Annotated in this window: 19 protein-coding genes and 1 tRNA gene; 8 read left to right on the top strand and 12 right to left on the bottom strand. The window is 41.7% G+C overall.

From position 1 onward, the window contains the following. Positions 1-162: 162 nt before the first annotated feature. Positions 163-2,817: a CHAT domain-containing protein gene (locus tag B9G53_RS14715; protein ID WP_217901590.1), complete on the bottom strand. Its 2,655-nt coding sequence runs from the start codon at positions 2,815-2,817 to the stop codon at positions 163-165. Between the two features lie 14 nt (positions 2,818-2,831). Continuing rightward, a complete protein-coding gene (locus B9G53_RS14710) occupies positions 2,832-5,363 on the bottom strand; it encodes a filamentous hemagglutinin N-terminal domain-containing protein (RefSeq protein ID WP_094533576.1) in 2,532 nt (843 codons plus the stop codon). 456 nt (positions 5,364-5,819) lie between these two features. On the opposite strand from B9G53_RS14710, the gene B9G53_RS14705 reads away from it, so the two are divergent. Further along, complete coding sequence (locus B9G53_RS14705; RefSeq protein ID WP_217901589.1) at positions 5,820-7,472, top strand: ShlB/FhaC/HecB family hemolysin secretion/activation protein; 1,653 nt, start codon at positions 5,820-5,822, stop codon at positions 7,470-7,472. 205 nt (positions 7,473-7,677) lie between these two features. On the opposite strand, the gene B9G53_RS14700 is transcribed toward B9G53_RS14705, so the two are convergent. From B9G53_RS14700 to B9G53_RS14695, 3 genes are all read right to left on the bottom strand, one after another. Continuing rightward, the gene (locus B9G53_RS14700) at positions 7,678-7,905 is read right to left on the bottom strand and encodes a hypothetical protein (RefSeq protein WP_094533572.1); all 228 of its coding nucleotides are present in this window, start codon (positions 7,903-7,905) and stop codon (positions 7,678-7,680) included. 213 nt (positions 7,906-8,118) lie between these two features. Next, positions 8,119-8,343: a hypothetical protein gene (locus tag B9G53_RS26835; protein ID WP_141211789.1), complete on the bottom strand. Its 225-nt coding sequence runs from the start codon at positions 8,341-8,343 to the stop codon at positions 8,119-8,121. Positions 8,344-9,087: 744 nt separating this feature from the next. After that, on the bottom strand, positions 9,088-9,312 hold the full coding sequence (locus B9G53_RS14695) for a hypothetical protein (protein WP_094533570.1): 225 nt from the start codon (positions 9,310-9,312) through the stop codon (positions 9,088-9,090). An 879-nt stretch (positions 9,313-10,191) separates the two neighbouring features. Between B9G53_RS14695 and B9G53_RS14690 the strand changes: the two genes are divergently transcribed. The 4 genes from B9G53_RS14690 to thrC all read left to right on the top strand — a co-directional run bounded on the left by B9G53_RS14690 (position 10,192) and on the right by thrC (position 14,986). Then, positions 10,192-10,467: a hypothetical protein gene (locus B9G53_RS14690; RefSeq protein ID WP_094533568.1), complete on the top strand. Its 276-nt coding sequence runs from the start codon at positions 10,192-10,194 to the stop codon at positions 10,465-10,467. A gap of 4 nt (positions 10,468-10,471) precedes the next feature. Then, positions 10,472-12,817 carry a ComEC/Rec2 family competence protein gene (locus B9G53_RS14685; protein ID WP_094533566.1) on the top strand — a complete coding sequence of 782 codons (2,346 nt, stop codon included), beginning with the start codon at positions 10,472-10,474 and terminating at the stop codon, positions 12,815-12,817. A gap of 169 nt (positions 12,818-12,986) precedes the next feature. Next, complete coding sequence (locus tag B9G53_RS14680) at positions 12,987-13,595, top strand: (2Fe-2S) ferredoxin domain-containing protein (protein WP_094533564.1); 609 nt, start codon at positions 12,987-12,989, stop codon at positions 13,593-13,595. A 290-nt stretch (positions 13,596-13,885) separates the two neighbouring features. Further along, positions 13,886-14,986, top strand: a complete 1,101-nt coding sequence (gene thrC, locus B9G53_RS14675) for a threonine synthase (RefSeq protein WP_094533562.1) — start codon at positions 13,886-13,888, stop codon at positions 14,984-14,986. A gap of 31 nt (positions 14,987-15,017) precedes the next feature. Here thrC and B9G53_RS14670 read toward each other — a convergent pair whose 3' ends face one another. Both B9G53_RS14670 and hisD read right to left on the bottom strand, forming a co-directional pair. Beyond that, the gene (locus B9G53_RS14670; RefSeq protein WP_094533560.1) at positions 15,018-15,635 is read right to left on the bottom strand and encodes a Uma2 family endonuclease; all 618 of its coding nucleotides are present in this window, start codon (positions 15,633-15,635) and stop codon (positions 15,018-15,020) included. Between the two features lie 5 nt (positions 15,636-15,640). Then, positions 15,641-16,939 carry a histidinol dehydrogenase gene (gene hisD, locus B9G53_RS14665; protein WP_094533558.1) on the bottom strand — a complete coding sequence of 433 codons (1,299 nt, stop codon included), beginning with the start codon at positions 16,937-16,939 and terminating at the stop codon, positions 15,641-15,643. Positions 16,940-17,022: 83 nt separating this feature from the next. Between hisD and cobD the strand changes: the two genes are divergently transcribed. Beyond that, positions 17,023-18,138: a threonine-phosphate decarboxylase CobD gene (gene cobD / locus B9G53_RS14660; RefSeq protein WP_254923663.1), complete on the top strand. Its 1,116-nt coding sequence runs from the start codon at positions 17,023-17,025 to the stop codon at positions 18,136-18,138. 243 nt (positions 18,139-18,381) lie between these two features. Here cobD and radA read toward each other — a convergent pair whose 3' ends face one another. From radA to menE, 5 genes are all read right to left on the bottom strand, one after another. Further along, positions 18,382-19,815 carry a DNA repair protein RadA gene (gene radA / locus B9G53_RS14655; protein ID WP_094533556.1) on the bottom strand — a complete coding sequence of 478 codons (1,434 nt, stop codon included), beginning with the start codon at positions 19,813-19,815 and terminating at the stop codon, positions 18,382-18,384. A gap of 10 nt (positions 19,816-19,825) precedes the next feature. Beyond that, the gene (locus tag B9G53_RS14650) at positions 19,826-20,140 is read right to left on the bottom strand and encodes a type II toxin-antitoxin system RelE/ParE family toxin (RefSeq protein ID WP_217901588.1); all 315 of its coding nucleotides are present in this window, start codon (positions 20,138-20,140) and stop codon (positions 19,826-19,828) included. Continuing rightward, positions 20,124-20,414 (bottom strand): type II toxin-antitoxin system Phd/YefM family antitoxin, encoded by a 291-nt coding sequence (locus B9G53_RS14645; protein WP_094533555.1) that lies wholly within the window; start codon positions 20,412-20,414, stop codon positions 20,124-20,126. Before B9G53_RS14645 ends, B9G53_RS14650 begins: the two co-directional genes overlap by 17 nt. 157 nt (positions 20,415-20,571) lie before the next feature. Beyond that, a complete protein-coding gene (locus B9G53_RS14640; protein WP_094533553.1) occupies positions 20,572-21,096 on the bottom strand; it encodes a hypothetical protein in 525 nt (174 codons plus the stop codon). A gap of 202 nt (positions 21,097-21,298) precedes the next feature. Continuing rightward, positions 21,299-22,828 carry an o-succinylbenzoate--CoA ligase gene (gene menE, locus B9G53_RS14635; RefSeq protein ID WP_094533551.1) on the bottom strand — a complete coding sequence of 510 codons (1,530 nt, stop codon included), beginning with the start codon at positions 22,826-22,828 and terminating at the stop codon, positions 21,299-21,301. A gap of 121 nt (positions 22,829-22,949) precedes the next feature. Here menE and B9G53_RS14630 point away from each other — a divergent pair, with 121 nt between their 5' ends. Both B9G53_RS14630 and B9G53_RS14625 read left to right on the top strand, forming a co-directional pair. Then, positions 22,950-23,324 carry a phasin family protein gene (locus B9G53_RS14630; RefSeq protein WP_094533549.1) on the top strand — a complete coding sequence of 125 codons (375 nt, stop codon included), beginning with the start codon at positions 22,950-22,952 and terminating at the stop codon, positions 23,322-23,324. Positions 23,325-23,635: 311 nt separating this feature from the next. Further along, positions 23,636-23,707, top strand: a tRNA-Thr gene (locus B9G53_RS14625). Positions 23,708-23,890: the final 183 nt, after the last annotated feature.

The raw sequence follows: 23,890 nt of genomic DNA, 5'->3' as shown, positions 1-23,890 counted from the left end.
CCCTTGAGCCAATTCCCACCCTAATTGCATGCTGTTTTTAGATTACTGCTTTTTACAAGACAAGTGGTCAAATGGAAAGCCAACTATCTACTAAAATAAAAGCCGTTAAATGACCTAGATCACAATCTTTGATTGGCTATTTTATCGGCTAAGTGATGGAATTTAAAGCCAGCTACCTACTAATACAAAAGCAGCCCAATAGTAGGGATGTCGATATTGTGGATCTTTAAGTACTGAAAGTTGAGATTGTTGTAAGGCTTCAGCTTTAGAGATAGTAGGTTGTTTGATGAGGATGTCATAAAAGTTTGACATTAGCTTACTAGTTGATGCGTCATTGACTGCCCATAGACTGCCCATGGTGCTACGCGCTCCTGATCGCAAAGCAATACCAGCAAGTCCTAATGAAGCCTTTGCATCGCCTTCGGCGGTTTTACAGGCGCTGAGAACGAGTAGTTCTAGGGGATTGCTGCGATTGTCAGTGCGATCGCGCAAAAACTTATAGAAATCGGGGATGGTGATGCGATCGTCCCAAGTCAGAATGAATGTAGATTCTGGATCGGAGCTAAATTGTCCGTGGGTTGCGAGATGAACTATAGCTGTGTCTTGCTCTGCAAGCCCTTTTTGAAGGTTTAATTTAGTGAAGTTACTATTTAGCTCTAAATTAGTGGGAATTTGGCTAGCGATTTGGGCGGCTTCAAACTTGACACCCTTTAGCTCAGTAAAACCTTGCCGAGCTTCTGATAAGCCACCTAACCAAACTTTCAGTTGGCTGCGATCGAGAGACTTTGCGCCCAGTATCTGTAGTCCTGGGGTTAAAGCTAAACTATATTTCTCGATTACATATTGTTTGCCATCATGCAGAGCTGCCATCGGCAGATTTCGCAATGAGCTATCTAAAACAAATACCAAATTTTTGATTTGTCTTTCGATGAGTGCGGGCTCTGTAGGACGGATGATCAAGTCGTACAGTTTTTGTGAAATTTTTAAGCGAATGCGTTCAGAAAAGGCGGGATTCAGAGATTGGAGGAATTGATCTGCACTCTCTTCTAATTCGGTCTGCGATATATTCGTTGAATAGTATTGCAGAGGAGCCTTAGGCAATGAAAGGATCACTGCTAGATGATCCTTTAAGACTGCTGAGTAGAGTACTGCTGAATTGGAGTCGATCGCATCGATCTGTTGAGGTTGAATATTTAGGCAAGCTGCTCGAAAATAATTTTCTAGTTCTACGATTTGCAGTGACTCTAAGGTGAGCCGTGCTTGGATGAGGTTTTCTTGAGAGGGATTTTCGCTCCTTAATAGTAAGGACACGAGTTCACGATAGATAGGCTCAATGCGATCGCGAAAAGCAAACTGCACTTCTGGTGATGTGGCTGCAAGCTCTAGACGTAGGGCTTGGATATTCTTTACAGCTTGACGATAGGCAGCGATCGCGAGATCGGATTTGCCCTGTTGATTTAATATTTTGCCTGAGAGCCACTGCCAACGATAGAGCAAATCATCGGCATTTGTTGATTGAGCTAGTACAAGCGCCCGTTGGGCAAGTTGATACGCCTCCGTAAGTTGTTGATTTTGTTCATAAAGTCCACCTAGCGCACCAAGTGCAAAGGACTCAGCTCTGCGGTCTTGGATTGCTTGAGATTGCCGCAATGCTACAGTTAATAGATCGGCAATCTTCGATGTCGTAATGGGACGATCCTTAGCATCTCGAATCTTAGTCAAACTTTCGCTCAGATTAACCATCAGATAAACGCTGCGACGACTCGGTTGCAGCTTCGCAAGGTCAGGTTCGATCTGTTGCCATAGAGATTTCACTTCTTGAAGGCGATCGCTTTCGACCAGTAAACTTAGAATTAAAGCCTGCGCTTCTAAACGAATGATGCTAACGGGAGAAAGTTTTGCTGCTTCCTCATATTTTTGCAGCGCGCCATCTATATCTTTGATAAATCTAAAGTTATTGCCGATGCTGATCAGTGTGGCACTACTCTCGGCAGGATTGTTTAATTGTTGAGCGATCGCCAAGCTTTGTTCGAGAATTTTCTGAGATTTGGCAAGATCGCCAAGGGTCTGCAAGGTTGTTCCCAAGCTATGTAGCGCTACAGATTTAAGGATTGAGTCTGGCTGCTTTTGGAGATGCAATTCGATCGCTTCTAATTGTTCACTAGCTAGGCGAAATAAACCTAATGCTTGTAGTGCTTGTGCTTGATTAGTTTGACTACCTAGTAACCCAATTTCGTCATCAAGTTGATTGTATTTTTCCGCAGCTATTTTCCAACTGTCAAGAGCGGATTGAGGATTTCCCATCGCAAGTTGGAGACTGCCTTGCGTATTGCTAATTCTTGCCGCGATCGCCATGCCTTCTTTACTGGTCAACTGTTGATCGAGTAGGGCTGTACTCCGATTAATGGTAGTTTGTGCTTGTTTCCATTCTCCCAATTCTTGATAAGCCATTGAGAGATAATTTAGACATAGTGCCTCATTTAGCTGAGCGCTTAATTTGTTAGATCCTGAGCTTTGATCATTTCGGTAGGTGATTAAGGCTTGTTGCCAAGTTGTCACAGCTTCAGCAAGGTTTCCCTGTTCATAGAGCCGAATGCCTTGCTCTAGCAATGAAGTCTGATGGGACTGGGACAATAGTGATGGGATATTCTGCTTTGCTACATTCTGGTTATTTGTAGCGATCGCAGGTTGAATGATTGCTATTGAGCAATAAGTGGCGATCGCCAGCATTAAACAGAAAACAAGATTTTTTTTACCCAGTATTTTTTGTCCGAATATTTGCCAGAACTTTTGAGCCTTAGAGATCGCAAATTTCATGTTTTTCTCCCTATCTATTTGGTTGGATTCGCTGGACAAATGACTGGGAGTCTCCAAACTGGAACTGAAGGCGATGCTGCATAGGCTAACAGCTTTAATCTCCCCTGATCATCTTTTTCCCATCCTTGGGCTTCTATTTGGGGAAGTGGTTGGATTTCGATGGGTGTAGATGGCTGAGTTGTGATATTGTTTGTCTCGCTTTGAGCCGTGATATTTGCTGGAGTTGATGGAATCTCAGACAACCGTAGATCTCGCCAAATTGCTTGACTGGAAATTGTTTGAGTTGCGTCAGATGGAACGCCACCACGCCCAGTGACGATGAGTTCATTGCCCCGAAAGCGATCGCAAGCCGCCACAATTTGTTTGTTACCATCGGTTAAATTATCAGGAAGCTTGACTAAACCTCGGCTGAGATCGTTATCGGGAGAGCGAATTTCCACAAGTCCATTAAATTGTGTACCTAAAGCCGAGGTTGCCGTAATGTCGCTGAAGGGAGTTAAACGATTCAACGTTTGAAAACCAATCACGCCTTTAGCTGTGATAATGACTTGTCCACCAAAGCTATTGAAAGAATTAGCAGTAATATCGCTATTTTCTAAGGGAACTGCTACTAGAAAGTCGGTATTAATCCTAATGTTGCCACCTGTCGCATTACCTAAGGCATTGGTGGAGATCCCACTCGCATTTCGTAAAACTATTAATGTTGAATTTAGGTTAATATTGCCGCGAGTGCCGCTTAACGAATCAATATTTATCCGTCCGCTATTCAGCAGGATTGATGGCGAATTAATAGTAATGTTACCCACCGAGCCACTACCGGGGAAGGTGGTACTGTTACTGCGAAAGTTGCTCGCACTAATAATGCCACCATTGCGCACGATCAATTGATCGCTATTAACGACAATATCGCCACCATTTCCCGTACTAAAAACGGCATTGGCAAATAAACCACTGCGCCCACGTTCAACCTGTCCAGCAATATCGATTAACTTGGCATTTACCAATAAGTTACCCGCATTGCCACGGCTGGACGTACCAACAGAAATTTGCGCTCCGTTATTAATTGACAGGTTATCTGATGTAATTGTCAATATACCGCCATTGCCTGTGCCTTGCTCTGCTGCAGTCGTAATTCCTGTTGGGGAAAGCGGTGTACCAATCAGGCTGATATTTTTCGCTGTTATGTCAATATTGCCTGCATTACCAATTCCAAAAGTACCAGTTGTGAGTCTTGCACCATTCAAGACTTGTAGATTATCGGTATTAATAATAATTTTGCCACTGTTCCCTCTCACATTTGTATTGAGAACTTGAGAAAATATCCCACTTGGATAAAAACCTGAATTAGATATACCAGTTAAGAGAATTTCACTAGCATTGATTTTTATATCGCCAGCATTTCCTGAACCCAATGTACCAGCAGAAATTTCCCCTCCGCCTGTAACTTCTAATCTTTTTGTGTCGATCTTAATATTACTACCATTCCCTGTAGACAGAGATTTTGTGTCTGTAAAGACACCACTAGGGAAAGGAAATAGAACATTAGATTCGCCCCTGATCGCAAAGATATCTGTAGCGCGGACAAATATTTCACTCCCATTGCCATTTCCTAAAGAAGAGGATAGAAGTGCTGAACCATCATTAAGGGTTACTTGTTTGCCTTGTACCTGAATATTTCCACCGCCATTGTTTCCACTCGTATCGGCTAAAGATGCTTGCTCTAGTCGAATATTGCCAAGATTAGGTGCATTATCATAATTTAATAGCCATCCATTAGCCGTTTGCGCGATCGCCACAAACCCACTACCCGCAACGCTACCCAGTTCGATGCGTCCACTATCGGCAGTTAAGTTTGCCCCTTGCAGAGTCACATCACCACCAACCAGAGCCAAAGTTCGACCACTCTGCACGTTTAAAGATGGATTGCCGGGACGAAAAATCTCTACAAAAGGAGGAAAAGGGAAGTCTAACCCATTACCAATACCCTGAGCCGTGATTGCGCCATTAGTTACACCGTTAAACTGCAACCCAATTGGCGCACTAACTAACAATAGAGGCGAGGTAGTTTGAGTACTTGCATTGGCGTTAAATTCAGTCCCATCTAGAAAACGCACACTATTAGCGGTAGTTGCTAAAAACGATCCCCCAATATTCAATCTAGCATTTTGCCCAAAAACAATCCCATTAGGATTAATTAAAAATAAGTTGGCAGGAGCGTTGGCTCTAATTAAGCCATCGATACTGGAGATCGTGTTTCCCGTTACCCTAACTAGAATATTTTGGATGGCGAGAGGATTATTGAAAAATGCTTCAGCACCTGTAGGCAAAGAAAACTGGCTAAAACTATGAAATAAGTTGGTGTTTGCTGTTGTCCCTCCTATGATGGTGAACAAGGGATTAGTATCAACAACAACTGAAGGATTTGGTAATGTGGCATCTGGAGTAATTTGGGCAAAGGTCTGCTGTGGATTACATATAGCAGAAACATTTACACTTACAAAAGCAGCGATCGCATTCCTAAGATAAATTGGCTGCAAAATTTTCATATTATATTATCCTTATTGAGAAGTATAAGCTAACAATTATTCTGATACCTAATATCAACTTAAATTAATCTACTGTAATTAACTAATTTATTAATTTTTAATGATATTATTGCAAATATATTGGTGCAATGAAAAAATGGATTAAGAATCTGTGCTGCCCGCACAGTAAGCAGTACAGATTTTGGAGCTTTATATTTAATTGAGCTTAGGTACTTAGTGAAGGCTAATCCTAAATTAGGACAATATCAAAAAAACAAAAGAAGGTTACGGTACTCTTTGTCTCTTAACTTTCTTCTAGGCTTTATCGCTTTACCAAAGTGGTGATCTCTATATTATATTGTTGGGCAATTAGTTTTGTATACATAGTCAAAACTTGTATGTGTGGAGATATATCGTAAGATGCGGTTACATTGGAAACCTATTGTTTTTTGCGGTGTGATCGCTATATTTGGTTATTTGTCAGCAAAAGATTCTATTCTTGCCCAACCTATTAGATCATCCGATCTAGTTCCACCTGTACCTATAAGCCCCGAAGTCCCGCCACAGTTTCTACCTCCCATTGATCAACTATTAAAGCCAAGTAGTCCCCCAACTCAGCCCAATCTGGAAATACCCGATGCAAACAATACTTTCGTTGTGCAGGAATTCCAAGTTATTGGTAGTACGGTGTTCTCGGCAGATGAGATAACTGCGGTTGTTAAACCTTTTACCAATCGTCCCATCAGTTTTGCAGAATTATTGCAAGCAAGGGCGGCGATCGCTGACTTATATATTCGCAATGGATATATCACTTCAGGTGCTTTTATACCTCCCCAAGAAACAAATAATGGCACAGTCACTATTCAAGTAGTTGAAGGCAAGTTAGAAGAAATTCAGATCACAGGTACTAATCGACTTGACCCTAGCTATATTCGTTCTCGTTTAGAAGTAGCAACAGGCACTCCTTTAAATCGAGATCGCTTGCTTAATGCTTTGCAATTATTGCAACTTGATCCTTTATTTACTTTTGTTTCCGCAGAACTAAAGACTGGTTCGCAACTGGGGACAAACATCTTGGCAGTTAAGGTTGAAGAGGCAAATTCCTTTAACATAAGGGTAAGCCTTGATAATTCTGCACCTCCCAGTGTTGGGCAACTGTTGCGACAAGTTGAAGTCGGCGATATTAACTTACTGGGCTTTGGCGATCGTATTGCCGCTACCTATGGAAATACAGACGGTCGTAACCTCTATAATCTCAACTACACATTACCCGTCAATGCCTATAACGGGACGCTGAGCTTTCTTTTTAGTAATACAAACAGCAGTGTTATCGATCCCGAATTCAAGATTCTTGATATTTATTCCAACTCCACAACTTACGAGCTAACTTTCCGTCAACCACTTATCAAAACACCCGCCCAAGAATTTGCACTTGGCTTGACAGCATCTCATAGTGAAAGCTTCACAACCTTGCTCAAGTTAGCCATTCCGCTGTCGGAAGGTGCAGATGATTTCGGTCGGACGAAGCTATCGACCCTACGATTTTTTCAAGACTTTACACAACGCAGTAGCGAGGAGGTGCTTGCCTTGCGATCACAGCTTAGTTTTGGTTTAGGAAGCGTGATCAATTCTACGGTTAATGCCAAATTCCCTGATAGTCGTTTTGTAGCTTGGAGGGGACAATTGCAATATATCCGCTCTCTAGCTGAGGATACGTTGTTGGTTTTGAGTAGCAATTTACAGTTTGCCGATCGCCCTTTACCAGCAGCAGAAAAGTTTAGTCTAGGTGGTTCTCAAAATGGTCGAGGGTATCGCCAAGACGCTTTAGTTGGTGATAATGGACTGAATGTATCTCTGGAGGTTAAGCTGCCTGTTTTAAAGGTTCCAGAAATCCAAGGTTTATTGCAAATTGTTCCTTTTCTTGATAGCGGCGTAGTATGGAATCAAAGCAATTCTTCTAATCTAGCTAATAACTGGATATTGGGAACAGGATTAGGACTGCGTTGGCAAATGGGCGATCGCCTTACCGCAAGACTTGACTATGGATTTCCGTTGATTTCAGTAAAAGGAAATCGTAATTCCTTGCAGGAAAATGGCATCTATTTTTCCTTCTCATATAGCTTGTTCTGAATTAAACATAAAAAACTTAAGTCAAAGCTTTTTTACAGCGCTTTGCCCTCAAACCAAGATATTTTTTGAAAGTGTTGCTTTGCAACACTTTCAAAAAATATCTTGAGGTTCGTTTGATCTGTAATTGCTGTCAGTGTTTATTTCTTTGAAGCTTTCCACTACTTTATTCTGATTAGGGATTTGAGACAATGATAAGAGTCGCAGCTTACCACCAACCACACAAAGGATCAAGAAGAGGAATACACAGTCTTCCATTTGCTTCTACTGTTTTTTCTGCAATCTTTTGAGTAGAATATGCAGATATTTGAAGAGACTGTGACTCTAGATTTGTGGAAGTACTTTTAGGCTCAGAAATTGCCAACGCCGCAGTACTAAGAGTAATTAGGCTAGACGCAGCGATCGCAGAGATACAAAAGATAGAAGGGATTTTCATGGTTAGCCGCTTAGATTTTACGATTTGATTTCAAGGAACTTAACATTTGGAATCAATTTAATAGTTGTTTTGATTCTTCTATACTCATATATAAGTGTAAGATGACAAGAAAAATCTATCCTAATCCCTGCTTTTTGATGGATATGTCAACAAGTAGGATTTAGAAACTATTCTTTCAGAATGAGTATTTGAGATAATGATAAGAGTCGCCGCTTACCACCAACCACACAAAGGATCAAGAATAGGAATACACAGTCTTCCATTTGTCTCAGCCCCAGAGCCAGCCTTTTGCATTTGTGTAGAATGTTCGGATATCAGCACAGACTGTGACTGACTTGCAGAAATGCTTTTAGGCTGAGCAGATGCCAACGTAGCAGAGCTTATAGTGATTAGACTAGATGCAGCGATCGCAGAGATACAAAAGACAGAAGATTTCATGATTAACCCCTATAAATTTTACAATTTGATTTCAAGAAACTTAATTTGGAATCAATTTAATAGTTGTTTTGATTCCCCCATCCCCTACACATAAATCAAGAACTCTAGAAAACTCTGTTCCGATCTCCATTTTTTGAATGGCTATAGAAACCAGTAGAATTCAGAAACTTGTCGTAGTATTTAACTACAAAATTACTATATTCTATTCAAAGAGTTAATGTCTATACTAAAAAGTTATAAGAAAGTTATTACTGCAATTATCAATCAAACGAACCACAAAGAATTTTTGAAACAATTGCTTTGCACCACTTTCAAAAAACTCTTTAGTATGGATTTGAGCGCAAAGCGCTGTAAGTATGATGGCATGAGGGCAAAATTAAATATTTAAATAGATTTGTCTAAAATCCTTGTGATTACTCAAAATCATTCTAATTGTAACTGCGCCAGTCTATATAGCAATCTAAATGGGTTGTGAGAGTGCGCCCCGAAGGGGCGCACTCTCACAACCCTCCAAATCTTACAAATCATTTTAGGATCGCTATATCTATGTAGTAAAGAATAATTCACAAAATCATCTGATCTCATTTTTTTAAGAGATAAAACCCTAAGGAGTGAGTTCTGGCGCGGATAGCTAGAACTCACTCCTTAGGGTTTTGTTTGCACTAGCCAATTCTTTTTTTGCTATGGCTTAAAGCCGAGAATCTAAGCTTTATATAGAGAATACAAGAGTTTTGGGGATGATAATTAAGTTCTCAATCTATACAGTGCTTTGTAATTAATCATTAGTTTTTCAGCATGAGCAATCAAAGATTTTGACTCATTAATTAATTCTTGAGTAGAGGATTTTATAGGATTGCGATAGTTTCTATAGTGCGAACAAGGCAATTCTATACTGGCATAGACATCTACAACATAGTCGGAAATGTTGATATCGGTGTTTGGATTTGCTTCAACCTTGTTGCAATTCATAATATTTATTTAATTCTTTTAATAGTGTTAATGTCTTAAGTCAGATAAAACATATAAATATCAAGCGTATAGCCCCCCAATGCTGTTAGCCCTGTTTAGTTGTAATTTGTTTCCCTTCTTTGAGTCTGTAGAAGACTAACTTAGTGATAGAGCAATGAATCAGTTGATTGGCGACTTTGCAGATAAATTGCAGCTAAAGACTAAAATTGTTGCTAGGAATAGATTACAACTTAATATTTCTAGTTAGGGAACTAGTGCCATTCCCTATACATACTTAAAGTTAAATTGAGCTACTTTCTTACCCCAAAATTGAAATTGGGTTCCTCTCAACATCAGTTTCTTAAAGACAAATACACATAAAAAACAATAAGAATTAACTAAATTAATCTCCTATAAATAATACTTCGCGCTGATTGCTGTTGTCACTCCCAAAAAGTTATAAGAAAGTTATAAATGCGCGGTGTGTAACTATTTTAGGGATTGAGAACTACTCTTACTAAGATATAGGCTTCTCCGTAAAATAAGGAATCCTATAGTTTCAACCGATTAAAATCCAATATTTTAATCGGATTTAAGTTTATTAAGCGAATATGCAAGGCGATCTACCTTAATAAATATTTATATAGGGATACATAGCAAAGCAAGTTTTACTTAGGACAAAACCCCAGAAGATGAGTTGCGGAACTTCGTGCCACAACTCATCTTCTGGGGTTTTGGTTTGTATTAGCTAACTCTTTTTTTTTGCTATATGAGTATATCTGCGCCAAAATTGTGCAACATAAGACATTTATTGCTAATCTTGCGTTAACTTAAAGCAACATAAGTTCGGCAAAATCTCCAGAAATATCGATCGCAAAGTCGCGTTACCTATCATTTTTTATGGATGCTTTCAATCCAATACCTCCAGAATGGGTCGAAAAGGCTACACATGCTAATGGTTTTTGTTGTCCTAAATGTGGGCAGCCGCCTAGTAAATCTGAAGCGGTGTGGATAAACCGCCGATCGCCTGTTTATACTGAAAACCATCAACGCAAGTGGCAAGAGTTTTATAAATGTGAGTGCCAAGCAGTTTGGTGGGCATGGAGCAACGATCGCCCACCTTCAGAATTTAGCGATCGCGCTATTCGGAACACCTATGACGACGATTTAATCTGAGCCAATGAAATCGCAAGTTGTCTTAGTGCTAGCTTTATTTTTTGTGGCGGGAGCCTATGCCAGTTTTTTAGCCGATTGGACAGGTTTTTATACGGTTTTTTGCCTTGGTTTTGTCTTATCGCTGGTGCTTCCTATAATCTGGCGCTTGGGGCCAAAGCGTTGGGTTTATTTATTAGCAACGTTGCTAGCGGTTTTTGCTTGCTTTTATGTAAAAATTCGTACTCCTCAACCACAAACCGACGATATTTCTAAATATGCGCCGTTATCGAATGCGATCGTGCGTGGACAGGTAATCGAAGCGCCCAGCTTGACTCGGAGTGAAAGGGCAAAGTTTTTACTAGAGGTGAAGGAAATCAATACCTCTGGCAAATTAGACATTAAAGAACTTACCCAAAATCCTGCGGCAAATCCCAGTAGTCCTGAAGCTAAACCTGATGAGGCTAATAAATTTGTAGCGGCTTCGGGAAAATTGTATGTGACTGTGCCATTGATTGAGGTGACAGGTTTACGCTCAGGACAAGCCGTTGAGCTGTCGGGAAGATTGTATTTGCCCAATCGAGCTGATAATTTTGGAGCCTTTGATTTCAAATCCTATTTAGCGCGTCAGGGTGTATTTGCGGGAATGAGTGGGCGATCGCTAGTTGAGCAAGGTAATGCTCCTAGTTTTGGCGAATGGTGGTTTGTGAGTCGGATTGTCCGTGCCCATGTGATGGGTGCAGGTGTGCCAGAGGGTTCATTGCTTAGCTCGCTGGTCTTGGGTAGCCGCGCCGTGGATTTGCCGAGTGATCTTAAAGATGCTTTTATTCAAGCAGGTTTAGCGGCTGTATTAGCGGCTTCGGGATTTCAGGTGACATTGGTACTAGGTGCAGCGATCGCCTTAACGCGAAATAAATCACTCAAACTCCAATTTGTGATTGGTAGCCTGTGCTTAGGGGGATATTTATTGTTAACAGGTGCGAGTCCATCGATTTTGCGCGCCGTGGTGATGGGCTTCGGAAGTTTGATTGGTTTAGTGGTACAACGCCGTAGCCGTCCTGTGATCGGTTTAATTGTTACTGCCGTATTGTTATTGCTTTATCAACCACTTTGGATTTGGGATTTAGGATTTCAGTTTAGTTTTCTAGCAACTTTTGGACTGCTAACCACCTCGCGCTCAATTTCTGAGCGTTTAGAATGGCTACCACCTACGATCGCCGAATTACTGTCTGTACCGATCGCTGCCTATATCTGGACATTACCTTTACAACTATTAGTATTTGGCAAACTCTCTCCCTACAGCTTGATCGCCAATGTTCTGACGACACCGTTAGTTTCTATATCCACCTATGGCGGGCTTATTAGCGGTGTCTTAGGGATTATCTTTGTACCAATTGGAGCCGCGATCGCTTGGTTGCTATATCCATTACTACATTGGATGATTGATCTGGCTCAATGGCTGAATACTTTACCCAATGCGAGTACTAGCGTTGGGGCAATTCATCTCTGGCAAATGTTACTTGCCTATTTGTTATTTATCGCGATTTGGGTAGTGCCTTGGTTTGGCAAGATGCAGCGCTGGACGATCGCTTTTGTTTTAGCTTGTGTAGTCCTATTTGTTCCCAATGCGATCGCCCAAGCTAATACCTTTCAAGTGACATTACCAGCCTTTAATGATGTCCCGATTATGTTGATTAAAAATCAAAATCAAACTGTACTAATTAACAGTGGTGATCAACAATTTGCCAGTTTTACACTACAACCCTTTTTACAGAAGCTGGGGGTTAATCGCATTGATTGGGCAATATCCACCGATACTCAGCCCGATGTTAGCGATGGCTGGAATACTTTGGTGTCTGGCTCAGTAGCGATCGCCCAGTTTCGCGATATCAGTCTCGGTGTTACCCCAAAACCTTATCAAAATCTTCAACAAGCCCTTGCCAATGCTAAAACACCTTTGGCTTCCCTTAAAGCTGGCGAGACTCTGACGATTAACAATCAAGTGGAAATTCAACTACTCAACCAATCTCCTGATGTGCTTAAAATCAAAACAGGTGAGCTATCTTGGTTATTGCTGCCAAATGCTGATCCTAAATCTCAACAGGCGATCGCTGCTAAAAAAGAGCTACTTCCCCAACTATCTGCAAATATTCTTTGGTGGACAGGCAGTCAAATTGAGCCAACTATTTTGCAATCAATCAATCCTAAAATTGCCATCGCCTCAGCAACGAGTGTTGTCGAAGCGATGGTCAATCAACTTTATGATTCCAAAATTAGAGTGTTTTGGACAGGTCGCGACGGTGCAATTCAGTGGAATCCTGAAAAAGACTTTCATACCCTACGCGATCAACAGGACACGCGATCGCCAATCTAGATGGCTTTTCCACTCTTGGTGGTAATCCTTGCCATTCTTGCCAGTTTTTGGGCTTTGGCAGTACGGATTTAGTAATTTATTTTGCACAAGTACTCAAAAGCATTTTCTATTTTGGATTCATTTTTATTCGGTTCTGCAAAAATATGTGTGGTTGCCTTATCCTAAATACATGTCACAGTTATTATCGCAAATGACAGATTTTCAGGTTATAGCGCAATTTCTAGGGATTATTATCAAAGATGGCGATCGCGTCAAATACTTGAAAGTGGCGATCTCCTCTCAAGAATATTGGGTGAAGTTACCGAAAAAATTGAGTCAGAGATTTGATCCAAACTTGACAGATGGTTCTTGGTTAGAGATTGAGGGAACTCAAACCCTAGATCGCCAAAAAGTTATCCTCAAGCTAAAAGCTTCATCTCTTCGTGCAGCTAATTGTCCTAATAGTGAATTAAATCACAAATTAAAGCCCAAACTAAAGTCAACGTTAACTTCCTCTAGCGATGTTCACAATGTGGTTGAGAAGAAAAAGAATAAAGCATCTTGTATTTTGATCTGTCAAAAATCGGACTGTTGGCTACAGGGTGGTAAAGAGATATATCAGAGTTTGGAACAGGAATTGCGTGATCGCGGCTGGAGCGATCGCATCCAAATTCAAAAAACGGGATGTCAAAAGCAATGCAAACAAGCTCCTAATTTAGTAGTTATGCCTAATAAAGATCGCCATAGTCGTGTTAAAGCCTCACAGGTTAAGAACTTACTAAATCGTTATTTTGGCTAACCAAGTTGGATGATTTATACATAGCAAAGTAAGTAAAAGATGAGTGGCGGCGCGAAGCGCCGCCACTCATCTTTTACTTACTTTGCTATAGTTTATGTCTTGCACTTTCTCAGCCTGTCATTACTTTGGTTTTTCTTATCCCCTATATTTTTGGCGATCGCTTCAACTATTTGCAGTAATATATAAGCTTATACTCGTTTGCCAGTACAACTCAAACCCAGTCTGGACTTTGAAATTGGTATCAGGCTAAACTAGGTTTGACAGTTTATAAGTATTTTATAGAAGAAAGCGTGATTGATACTCGTCTCGATCTTTACCATGCCTCTACAGTTCCCAATGGTTGGCCAGGACTGATATGTCGCTATGCGGATTATTTGCCAGTTACAGACCAAACTCCAATTGTCACTTTGCATGAAGGTAATACTCCACTAATCCCTGCGATCGCTCTTAGTGAAAGACTAGGGCGCAATATCAAAGTCTTACTCAAGTATGACGGACTTAATCCCACAGGCAGCTTTAAAGATCGCGGCATGACCATGGCAATTTCTAAAGCCAAGGAAGCGGGATCGGAAGCGGTAATTTGTGCGAGTACAGGTAATACTTCAGCGGCGGCAGCAGCCTACGCTAAGCGTGGTGGGTTAAAAGCATTTGTATTAATTCCCGATGGAAAAATTGCGCTCGGAAAATTGAGTCAAGCTCTAATCTATGGAGCAGAAGTAATTGCGATCGATGGCAATTTTGACCAAGCTCTCGAAATTGTACGGGAAATGTCTGAGAAATTTCCGATTACGCTAGTTAACTCAGTCAATCCTTACCGTCTTGAAGGTCAAAAGACCGCTGCCTTTGAATTGGTCGAGGCGATCGGCGATGCTCCAGACTGGCTCTGCATTCCCATGGGCAATGCTGGTAATATCACCGCCTATTGGATGGGATTTTCACAATATTATGCTTCAGGCAAGTCCACAAAATTACCCCGTATGATGGGCTTTCAAGCAGCAGGCTCTGCACCTCTAGTAACGGGGCAAATTTTTGAGAAACCTGAAACGATCGCTACTGCCATCAGAATTGGCAATCCTGCTAACTGGGCGAAAGCGCTCAAAGTGAGAGAAGAAAGTGATGGCGCTTTTAATAGTGTTACCGATGTGGAAATTTTATCAGCCTATAAGTTTCTAGCTGGCGAAGAGGGGGTTTTCTGTGAACCTGCCAGTGCTGCTTCGGTAGCTGGACTACTAAAAGTCAGTGATCAAATTCCTTCAGGTGCAACGATTGTCTGTGTGTTAACAGGCAATGGCATTAAAGACCCTGACACAGCGATCGCCTGTGCCGAGTCCAAGTTACATAAAGGCATCGCTCCAGACATTACCAGCGTTGCAAAAGTAATGGGCTTTTAAAAAAAGAACCTCCCAACGGGAGGTTCTTTTTTTATTGCAATGTTTTGAGCACTGTTGATATGTCACCATTTAAGATGGCTGATACATTGAGCCGTAAGCCTTCAAATTCCCGACTATGAATAATTCCTGCGGCATCAAGAGCTAACTCCACATATTGACCATTTTCTAAAACAAACCAATCAATTTGTTGATCCAATGTTCGCCAAACAATGTATTCTTTTACGCCGTTACGTTCATAGGCGCGTTTTTTAGCGTGCAAATCATAGGAAACAGTACTTGCGGCAATTTCGACAATTAACTCGGGTGAGCCTGTAATATAGCCATCCTCATCAACTTGAGCATTACCATCTAGCCGAAATAAGACTGCATCTGGTTGCGGTTCATTATCAGCATCCAGTCGGACTGTTGGCTCAATGCCAACTTCTAAGTCAGTCATCATGGACTGGTAGGTAATTAGCCAACCAATGATTTGACTATGAGGTTTAGCATGGGGGGTAAAACGTAAGGGAGATGCCACGTATACAAGTCCTTCGATGAGTTCCGCTTTTTTAATGTTTGAGGCTGTATAACGCCGCTCAAATTCAACGCGATTCAGGCGATCGCCATTTTCCAAAATCGTTAACGTTGGCGGAGAATTGGCTATAACCATAGCTATTACAAATCTTGTAGACGTAATCTTACTGAATCACCGTGTGAGGGTAAGCCTTCGGCTTCGGTTAATAAAGCGATCGCCCCTGATACTTCTTTTAATGCTTCGGGACTGTACTGAATCAAACTGGAATGCTTCAAGAAGGTTTCGACCCCCAGTGCTGACGAATATCGCGCACCACCACAGGTGGGCAAAGTATGATTTGGTCCCGCTAGATAATCACCCACGGCTTCAGGTGTGGAATGTCCAATAAATATTGCCCCCGCATGACGGATTTGATCGATCAACTGCCAAGGCTCTTCGACTTCAAGTTCGAGATGCTCAGGAGCAAACTGATTAGATAGCTCAGCGGCAGTTTTCAGGCTATCGACAACGACGATTAAGCCATAATGGGCGATCGCCTTTTCGGTCATCAAACGACGAGGATGGTTTTCCAGCATCCGATTGACTTCTTCGCAGACCCGATTGGCAAGGCGCGAATCATTGGTGAGCAGGATCGATGCTGCCATCTGGTCATGCTCGGCTTGGGCAAGCATATCGGCTGCTACATAGGTAGGATTAGCACTGGCATCGGCAATAATTAAAACTTCTGAAGGCCCTGCGATCGAGTCGATTCCCACCCGTCCAAATACTTGTTTTTTGGCAAGGGTGACATAAATATTTCCAGGTCCTGTGATGACATCAACCTTGGGGATTGTCTCTGTGCCATAGGCTAAAGCCGCGATCGCCTGCGCCCCACCCACCCGATAAATTTCTTCTACTCCCGCCACCTGCGCCGCCACCAAAATTGCAGGATTGATCGTGCGCTCTTGACCAGGAGGTGTAACCATAACTATCTTTTTCACCCCTGCAACTCTTGCAGGTACGGCATTCATCAAAACAGTACTTGGATAGGCAGCTTTTCCCCCAGGAATATAAATACCCGCAGCATCGACAGGTGTATAGCGCTTGCCCAACACCACATCTTTATCACCAAAATGCACCCAACTTTTTGGTACACGCATTTTGTGAAAGTCGTCGATACGTTGATGCGCCATTTCGATCGCTTTCAGCAGACCGCCTTTGACCTGCTGATAAGCAGCATCAAGTTCCGATCCACTTACGCGCAGTTCCGCCGCCGTAAAGTCTTGACCATCAAACTCAGAGGTATAGTGCAGAAGGGCTATATCACCCTTGCGTCTAACCGTTTGGATGATTTCGGTGACGGTGGCTTCCTTGTGGATCATCTGATCGTCATAGATGCGATCGCAAATCCGCTTGATTTCGGATTCTGCTTCAGTTCTCTGGGTGACAATTCGTAGCATAGATTGTGACGTAAGAAGCGATGATTAATCCTAGCTTAACCTGTATTCTCGTAAGTTGTGGGGATAAAGAGCGTAAATTAATAATGAATTCAACGGAGTTAATACAAAATTTTATGCAAGCAACCGATCGCTCACGTCCAATGCATGGGGGAAATCGTCAATGGGCGGCGAGTCTTGCTGGTATTACACCAGAGCAAATTTTAGATTTCTCAGCGAGTATTAATCCTTTAGGCCCCCCCAAATCGGCGATCGCCGCAATTCAATCCCATTTAGCGGATCTTAATCATTATCCTGATCCCGAATATACGTTACTCAGAGAAGCTTTAGGAAAGTTTCACCAGTTATCATCAGAATGGATTTTGGCGGGAAATGGTGTTGCCGAGCTGTTAACTTGGGTGGGGCGTGATCTTTCACAATTAGCATCAACAGTTCTATTTACTCCAGCCTTTACCGATTACGATCGCGCTCTAAAAACTTTTGATTGTCAAGTAGAAAAGTATCCATTTCTATTTAAAAATCAAGCCGTAAGTTTTAATGCTGATCTGCCAGAAGTCACTAATTCTCATACCAAAGGAATCTTGATCAATAATCCCCATAATCCTACGGGCTACTTATTTACTAGAGATAGCATTTTGCCTTATCTGGAGAGATTTGCATTGGTGGTGATTGATGAAGCTTTTATGGATTTCCTTACGCCAGAGCAACAGCAAAGTTTAATCGATTTAGTTCCATCACATCCAAATTTAGTGATTTTGCGATCACTTACTAAGTTTTACAGTTTGCCAGCATTGAGACTTGGCTATGCGATCGCCCATCCAGACCTTTTACAACGTTGGCAAGCATGGCGTGATCCTTGGTGTGTGAATAGTTTGGCAGTTGCCGCAGGAATAGCTGTAATTGAAGATCGGGAATTTCAGCAACAGACTTGGGCTTGGTTAGAAAGGGCAAAATCGCAACTTTTCACAGGCATATCGCAAATAACTGGGTTAAATCCATTGCCAAATGCTGCAAATTATCTATTAGTCCAAACAGAAATTGCAGGTTCTCTTTTACAAAAGGAACTATTACAAAAAGATAAGATTCTCATTCGCGACTGTCTAAGTTTTCCAGAATTAGGCGATCGCTATTTTCGAGTGGCTGTGCGTCTGGAACATGAAAATCAAAAATTAATAAATGCTCTATCAACACTAAGTTACTGATGTTACGTGGAAGGAATGCCTGCGATCCTAGAAATTAAGGGCTGGCACGGGGGCACAGCCCCTACGAAATCTTAATTGTTCAGGTAGGGGTAATCCCCCCGTGGTTGCCCTGTCACGCTAGTAGCAAGAGATTCATCACCAGAGTTCCACGTAACAAGAGTAAGTTAGTGTCATGCGTCGCCTATATCTGCACATAATTTAAAACATCGTTAGTAATACGCAAGTGAGGCGGCTTGAATTGCTCTATTCATCACTTGCCTTAGCAACTTCAAACTTGGTGCGAGGCAAAGCCGCCACGATCGCATCAAGTACTTTGCTTACAGGAATGATTTCCATTCCATAGTCCTGCATCACCTGCATACTGGGAATGATTGCTCGTTTAAATCCTAGTTTAGCTGCTTCCTTTAAGCGTAAATCTAACTGTGACACAGGACGAACCTGTCCGCCGAGTCCCACTTCACCAATCATCACTGTACGTGGATCGACCGTGCGATCGCGAAAACTTGCCGCTACAGCGATCGCCACCCCCAAATCTACGGCTGGTTCCGCCACACTCAAGCCACCTGCCGCCGCTACATAGGCATCAAGTTTTGATAATGGAATCCCAATCCTTTTTTCCAAAACCGCCAGAATTTGCAGAAAGCGATTGGTTTCGATACCCGTTGTCGTGCGGCGCGGCGAAGAATAACTGGTGGGACTGACGAGGGCTTGTAGCTCCACGACAATCGGGCGCGTTCCTTCACAGGCAACAATCGTGGCAGTTCCGGGGACAGATTCATCGCGATTGCCGAGAAATAATTCCGAAGGGTTAGATACTTCACGTAAGCCGCGATCGATCATTTCAAATACACCGATTTCCTGTGTTGCGCCAAAGCGATTTTTGACCGAGCGCAATAGTCGATGGGTAGCAAAGCGATCGCCTTCAAAGTAGAGAACCGTATCAACCATATGTTCTAATACTTTTGGCCCCGCGATTGAGCCTTCCTTAGTCACATGACCAACGATAAATAGCGAAATATTCTCCCGCTTCGCCACACGCATCAGCGCCGCCGTACATTCCCGCACTTGCGAAACGGAACCGGGGGCAGCATTTAAGTTTGAGAAGTAGAGTGCTTGAATACTATCAATAACCGCAACTTTGGGGCGGAGAGATTGTAATTCTCTCAACACAGTTTCTAAATCTGTTTCTGCTAACAAATAGAGATCATCAGAGTTCTCTTCTAAGATTCCCAATCGTTGCGATCGCAGTTTCACCTGTTGCGCTGACTCCTCGGCACAGACATAGAGCGTAGGATAGCGGCTCATCAATTTCTGCGCCATGCCCAATAACAGCGTACTTTTGCCAATCCCCGGTTCACCACCAATCAGCACAAGAGAACCTGCGACAATACCTCCACCTAAAACGCGATCGAGTTCTTCATAACCAGAAGGCGATCGCGCTTGGTCATTGTCCGTAATTTGCGAGAGGGTTAAGGATTCTCTAGGTTTGGCTTTGCCCGTAGATTTGGCTGTACCGAGATGCGAGAATGTGGCGATCGCATTGGTATTTGTGGACATCACAGGAATTAATTCCTCTTGCAATGTTCCCCAACTGGAGCAAGCGGGACATTTCCCATACATCTGCGGGAAGTCTTCACCGCAGTTATTACAAACATATCGAGATTTTGCTTTTGCCATTATTCAAAGTCTAGGAGATTAAAAGTGATTGAAGATTGGGCGCTATGAAGTATATAAAGAATGTGTACAATGTCTTCTCTAATCGCAAAAAAACTCGATACTTATTTCTTGATTTACCATAGAGAACCTGTCTAATTTCTTCAGAAGTAGAATGATTTTCCTTGATTAATGAGCAGCGTCTGGGCTTGTCTTGTAAGGTGGCGATCAAATTCATTAAACCTCTAAACCACTGATCTGCATATTCAGGATTACGCTTTTTTAACCATAGATAAATTGACTCTATTTGTTGCTCTGAAGAACGAGTTAGTCTAACTTGAAATTCCATGCTTTTTCTGCATTTCTTCGACAAATTGGTTCAAAGGTCTAGTGTGACCCTGTGCCACGTCTTCTAATCCTTTTTTAATTCCAATGATGGTTTCTAGTTCTTCAATTGTATTGAGCAATTGTTGATAGGAGGCTGCATCTTGTACGACTAATTCTGCTTTACCATTGATGGTTAATACGATAGGATGGCCAGTCTTTCTCATCTGGGTGATGAGTTCATTGGTATTCCGCTTGAAGGTAGATAGGGGTTGAATGTCTTGACTAAGATTAATCACAGGACTGTAGCACTAAATTTGCATTCAATTTAATGCTAGCACGAAACAACAAAATTAGTAATGGGGAAAGATAAGGATAGGCGTCACTTCGTGCCGCCTATCCTTATCTTTCTCCATTTTTTAATTCTATTTTTATAAACAGGTGTAGTTTCTTTATTTAACAGCCTGCATCACCAATTACCACTAACTCTCGGAAACTATCTCCTATTTTAACTAACATCACACCTGTGCTAATACCAAGAGATTCGATTTCACCGCTTTCCCCCTGAACTACGGCTACTCTTACCTCAATTTTTTTGTCTTCACTAACAAAAGTTTGGAAATTCTTTTGACCATAAAAGTCATTGCCCACTGCTTCGACAAGGCTAAATCGAGTCATTTTACTATTGATTTTCATCAGCATCGAGTTGGGAGAAATTCCATTGAAAAATAAAAATTTTTGAGTTCTCTTTTCATTTTTTGCTTGTAAGGTCATGCCACATCCACCACCCTTAGAATCAAATAACTCATCAAGGTTGAAGGTGTTAACATCTATAAATGCTGAGGTGATCAACTGTTTTTTGACAGTTTGATTATCAGGAATGGATTTATTCTCCGATGTGGTGGGAGTACTTTGAGTTGATTGAAGAGTGTTGGCAGTATCAACTTGAGCCGTAAATAAGGAACAACCCAAAAGAGCCATAGGCAATAAAAAAAGTAGTGTTGAGGTGTTTTTGCTCATGTTTTATCAAGTTTTCAATATGATTATCAATTATAGCAATTTCAGAATTCTCTAGTTTGATCTTCGTCATAAAATGGGATTGGGTTAGGATGAATTGAGATCGCCTTGGTATTTATAAATATGAAAGTAATTACGTTTCCTTGGTTACTTTAAAACGTAATCGCTATAATTCCTCCATGCGATCGCGGATTTCTTGGCGCAACAACTTGCCAGAAGAGGTTTTTGGCAGAGATTCCCAAATATAGATCGACTTGGGAGATTTGTATCGTGCTAGAGATTTTTGTTCACAAAAGCTTCTAATTTCTGCTAGTGATAATTGAGCTTTAGTCACGATCGCCGCCGCAACTATTTCCCCCCATTCGCGATCGCTTACTCCCACCACACAAGCCTCAGCGATCGCAGGATGTTCTAATAAAATTGACTCAATTTCGGCTGGATAAATATTTTCACCACCACTAATAATCAAATCAGAACGACGACTGACGACATAGAGATATCCATCGCAATCAAGATAGCCTAGATCGCCTGTATACAACCAACCATCTTGAGTCGCCTTATCATCAGATTGATGGAGATAGCCACTCATTACGCTTGCCCCTTGCACCAGAATTTGCCCGATCGCATTAACAGCAAGATCTTGCTGATAATCATCCACAATCCGCAGACGATTACCGAAAAGTGGTAAACCCGATGAGCCTCTCTTTATAGCGACTTCATGGGGTAACAGTGTAGTAATTTGTGAAGCTGTCTCTGTCATGCCATAGGTTGGCATTATCGGCAAATTCAATTGCAAACAGCGATCAATCAGTTCTAAACTCGCAGGTGCGCCCCCCAATAAAATCGCTCGTAATTTCTGTAAATTTTGCCAGTTGGGATGTTGCAGTAACCGAGTTAGCATCGTTGGCACAAGGGAAATGATTGTCACCTTCTCAAAAGCGATCACCTCCAGCACTTCCTGCTCATCAAATTTGGGTAACAGCGTAATTGTCGTTCCATTAATCACACTCCGCCATGCGATCGCTAAACCTCCCACATGAAACAGAGGCATACACAGCAACCAGTTATCATCTGGATGAATACCTAACTGTAAAGCAGAGGCGATCGCGCTATGAAAATGATTGCTATAAGTTAAGGTCACTCCCTTGGGCTTGCCCGTTGTTCCAGATGTATAGAAAATACCCTGTATTTTTTCTAGATTAATTAAGCCCTCACCCCTCTCCACTCTCCCAGAGGGAGAGGGGCACATGACTCTTCCCCTCTCTCTCTCTCTGGGAGAGGGTGCTGGGGAGTGAGGGCAATTCTCAACTACTAACTGCTTAATTTGACTTCCTAAATGATTAGCAGTGAGTTGGGTAAATTCATCGCAAATTAAATATTTGGTCTGACTATCTTCTATTTGCCAGTGTATTTCTTCAGAAGTGAGGCGAATATTCAGAAAAACAGCCATGGCTTCGCACCTAACTAAGGCATGAACAAGCATGATATATCTAGGCTGATTAGTTAGTAACAAACCAACGCGATCGCCTGCCCTTATACCCAAGCTTTGCAGGTAATCTACCCAGTAATTAACATCATCTTCTAATTGAGAGTAAGTCCAATACTCTGATTTTTGGCTAATCGTAGATTTAAAAATTAAGGCAATCTCACCTTTTTTCTGCACTGCGCGTTGTGATAGCCAATTGGGAAATTTCATGTTCAGGGTTTACTTAGAGCCAAATTCGAGGCGATCGAGATATGATATATGAATAAATTTGGTGTAGGTTACACTGTACGTTAATCCTACTAAATTAGATATTAACTTAGGAGTAATGGTAATGAATCCATTTGGTGGCATCGTCCAAAAAGCATTTTATCTAGGTCTAGGCTTGGCGACTGTCGCAGGTGAGAAAGCAGGAGAAACTCTGGGTGAACTCCGCACACAGGCTAGCAAGTTAGCCGATGAGCTAGTTGAGCGCGGTGAAATGACTACCGAGGAGGCAAGAAAATTTGTAGATGATCTGGTGCGTAATTCTCAAAAGCCGATCAGTGAATCTCAAAACTCACCCAATCCTAGTGGTAAAGATACCCCCCGCACGATCTCCATTGATGATGAGGAAGATGATAATTTTAGCCAACCTGTAAACGATGTGGATTCTCTCAAGAGCAAAGTTCAAGCTTTACAGGATGAACTAAAACGATTGCAGAAATAGAATTAGTAGTACAGCGCTTTGCGCTGACTTAAAACCCAGAGCAATTTTTGAGAAAGGTGCTCTGCGCTTTTCTCAAATCAAAGACTCAACAGCCTATATTTTTTTTTGAATTTGAAATCAGCTAATCGCTACCCAGCAATGATTTTAGAAACACAAAATGGCTAAGCCATTTTGTGTTTTAGTATTACTCGGTGATAGCTGGAGATAAATTATTCCTAGGGGTAGCAAATTTTTAGACTCAACAAAGTGTGCGATGATGGTATAATAATTTTCGCAAAAAACTTGTGTTTAACTTGCTGTTTTAATAACTCGCCGATGTAGCACAGGGGTAGTGCAGCTGATTCGTAATCAGCAGGTCGTGAGTTCAAATCTCATCATCGGCTTATTTTTCGTGTTTAAAAATACTCAAAAAGCCTTGCAATGCAAGGCTTTTTGAGTTATGAAATTAAAATAATCATACCTAATACTACCCAATACTACCTAATCGACACCCTTTTTTTAGTCCTGATTTTAGTCTAAACATAATTATGACAATGGAAATTGACGGGAAAAKTGCTCAAGCCAAT

The sequence above is a fragment of the Pseudanabaena sp. SR411 genome (assembly GCF_002251945.1).
Classification (GTDB): domain Bacteria; phylum Cyanobacteriota; class Cyanobacteriia; order Pseudanabaenales; family Pseudanabaenaceae; genus Pseudanabaena.
Note: the sequence above shows the minus strand (reverse complement) of the source record. Positions and strands in the feature narration are given on the sequence as shown.

Bases quoted from the DNA above. Each gene is read 5' to 3' on its own strand.
- cobD (WP_254923663.1), top strand. From the start codon at position 17,023: ATGAATTCAACGGAGTTAATACAAAATTTTATGCAAGCAACCGATCGC.
- hisD (WP_094533558.1), bottom strand. From the start codon at position 16,939: ATGCTACGAATTGTCACCCAGAGAACTGAAGCAGAATCCGAAATCAAG.
- B9G53_RS14670 (WP_094533560.1), bottom strand. From the start codon at position 15,635: ATGGTTATAGCCAATTCTCCGCCAACGTTAACGATTTTGGAAAATGGC.
- radA (WP_094533556.1), bottom strand. From the start codon at position 19,815: ATGGCAAAAGCAAAATCTCGATATGTTTGTAATAACTGCGGTGAAGAC.
- B9G53_RS14690 (WP_094533568.1), top strand. From the start codon at position 10,192: ATGGATGCTTTCAATCCAATACCTCCAGAATGGGTCGAAAAGGCTACA.
- B9G53_RS14680 (WP_094533564.1), top strand. From the start codon at position 12,987: ATGTCACAGTTATTATCGCAAATGACAGATTTTCAGGTTATAGCGCAA.
- B9G53_RS14630 (WP_094533549.1), top strand. From the start codon at position 22,950: ATGAATCCATTTGGTGGCATCGTCCAAAAAGCATTTTATCTAGGTCTA.
- B9G53_RS14685 (WP_094533566.1), top strand. From the start codon at position 10,472: ATGAAATCGCAAGTTGTCTTAGTGCTAGCTTTATTTTTTGTGGCGGGA.
- B9G53_RS26835 (WP_141211789.1), bottom strand. From the start codon at position 8,343: ATGAAATCTTCTGTCTTTTGTATCTCTGCGATCGCTGCATCTAGTCTA.
- menE (WP_094533551.1), bottom strand. From the start codon at position 22,828: ATGAAATTTCCCAATTGGCTATCACAACGCGCAGTGCAGAAAAAAGGT.
- B9G53_RS14700 (WP_094533572.1), bottom strand. From the start codon at position 7,905: ATGAAAATCCCTTCTATCTTTTGTATCTCTGCGATCGCTGCGTCTAGC.
- B9G53_RS14715 (WP_217901590.1), bottom strand. From the start codon at position 2,817: ATGAAATTTGCGATCTCTAAGGCTCAAAAGTTCTGGCAAATATTCGGA.
- B9G53_RS14710 (WP_094533576.1), bottom strand. From the start codon at position 5,363: ATGAAAATTTTGCAGCCAATTTATCTTAGGAATGCGATCGCTGCTTTT.
- B9G53_RS14695 (WP_094533570.1), bottom strand. From the start codon at position 9,312: ATGAATTGCAACAAGGTTGAAGCAAATCCAAACACCGATATCAACATT.
- B9G53_RS14640 (WP_094533553.1), bottom strand. From the start codon at position 21,096: ATGGCTCTTTTGGGTTGTTCCTTATTTACGGCTCAAGTTGATACTGCC.
- B9G53_RS14650 (WP_217901588.1), bottom strand. From the start codon at position 20,140: ATGGAATTTCAAGTTAGACTAACTCGTTCTTCAGAGCAACAAATAGAG.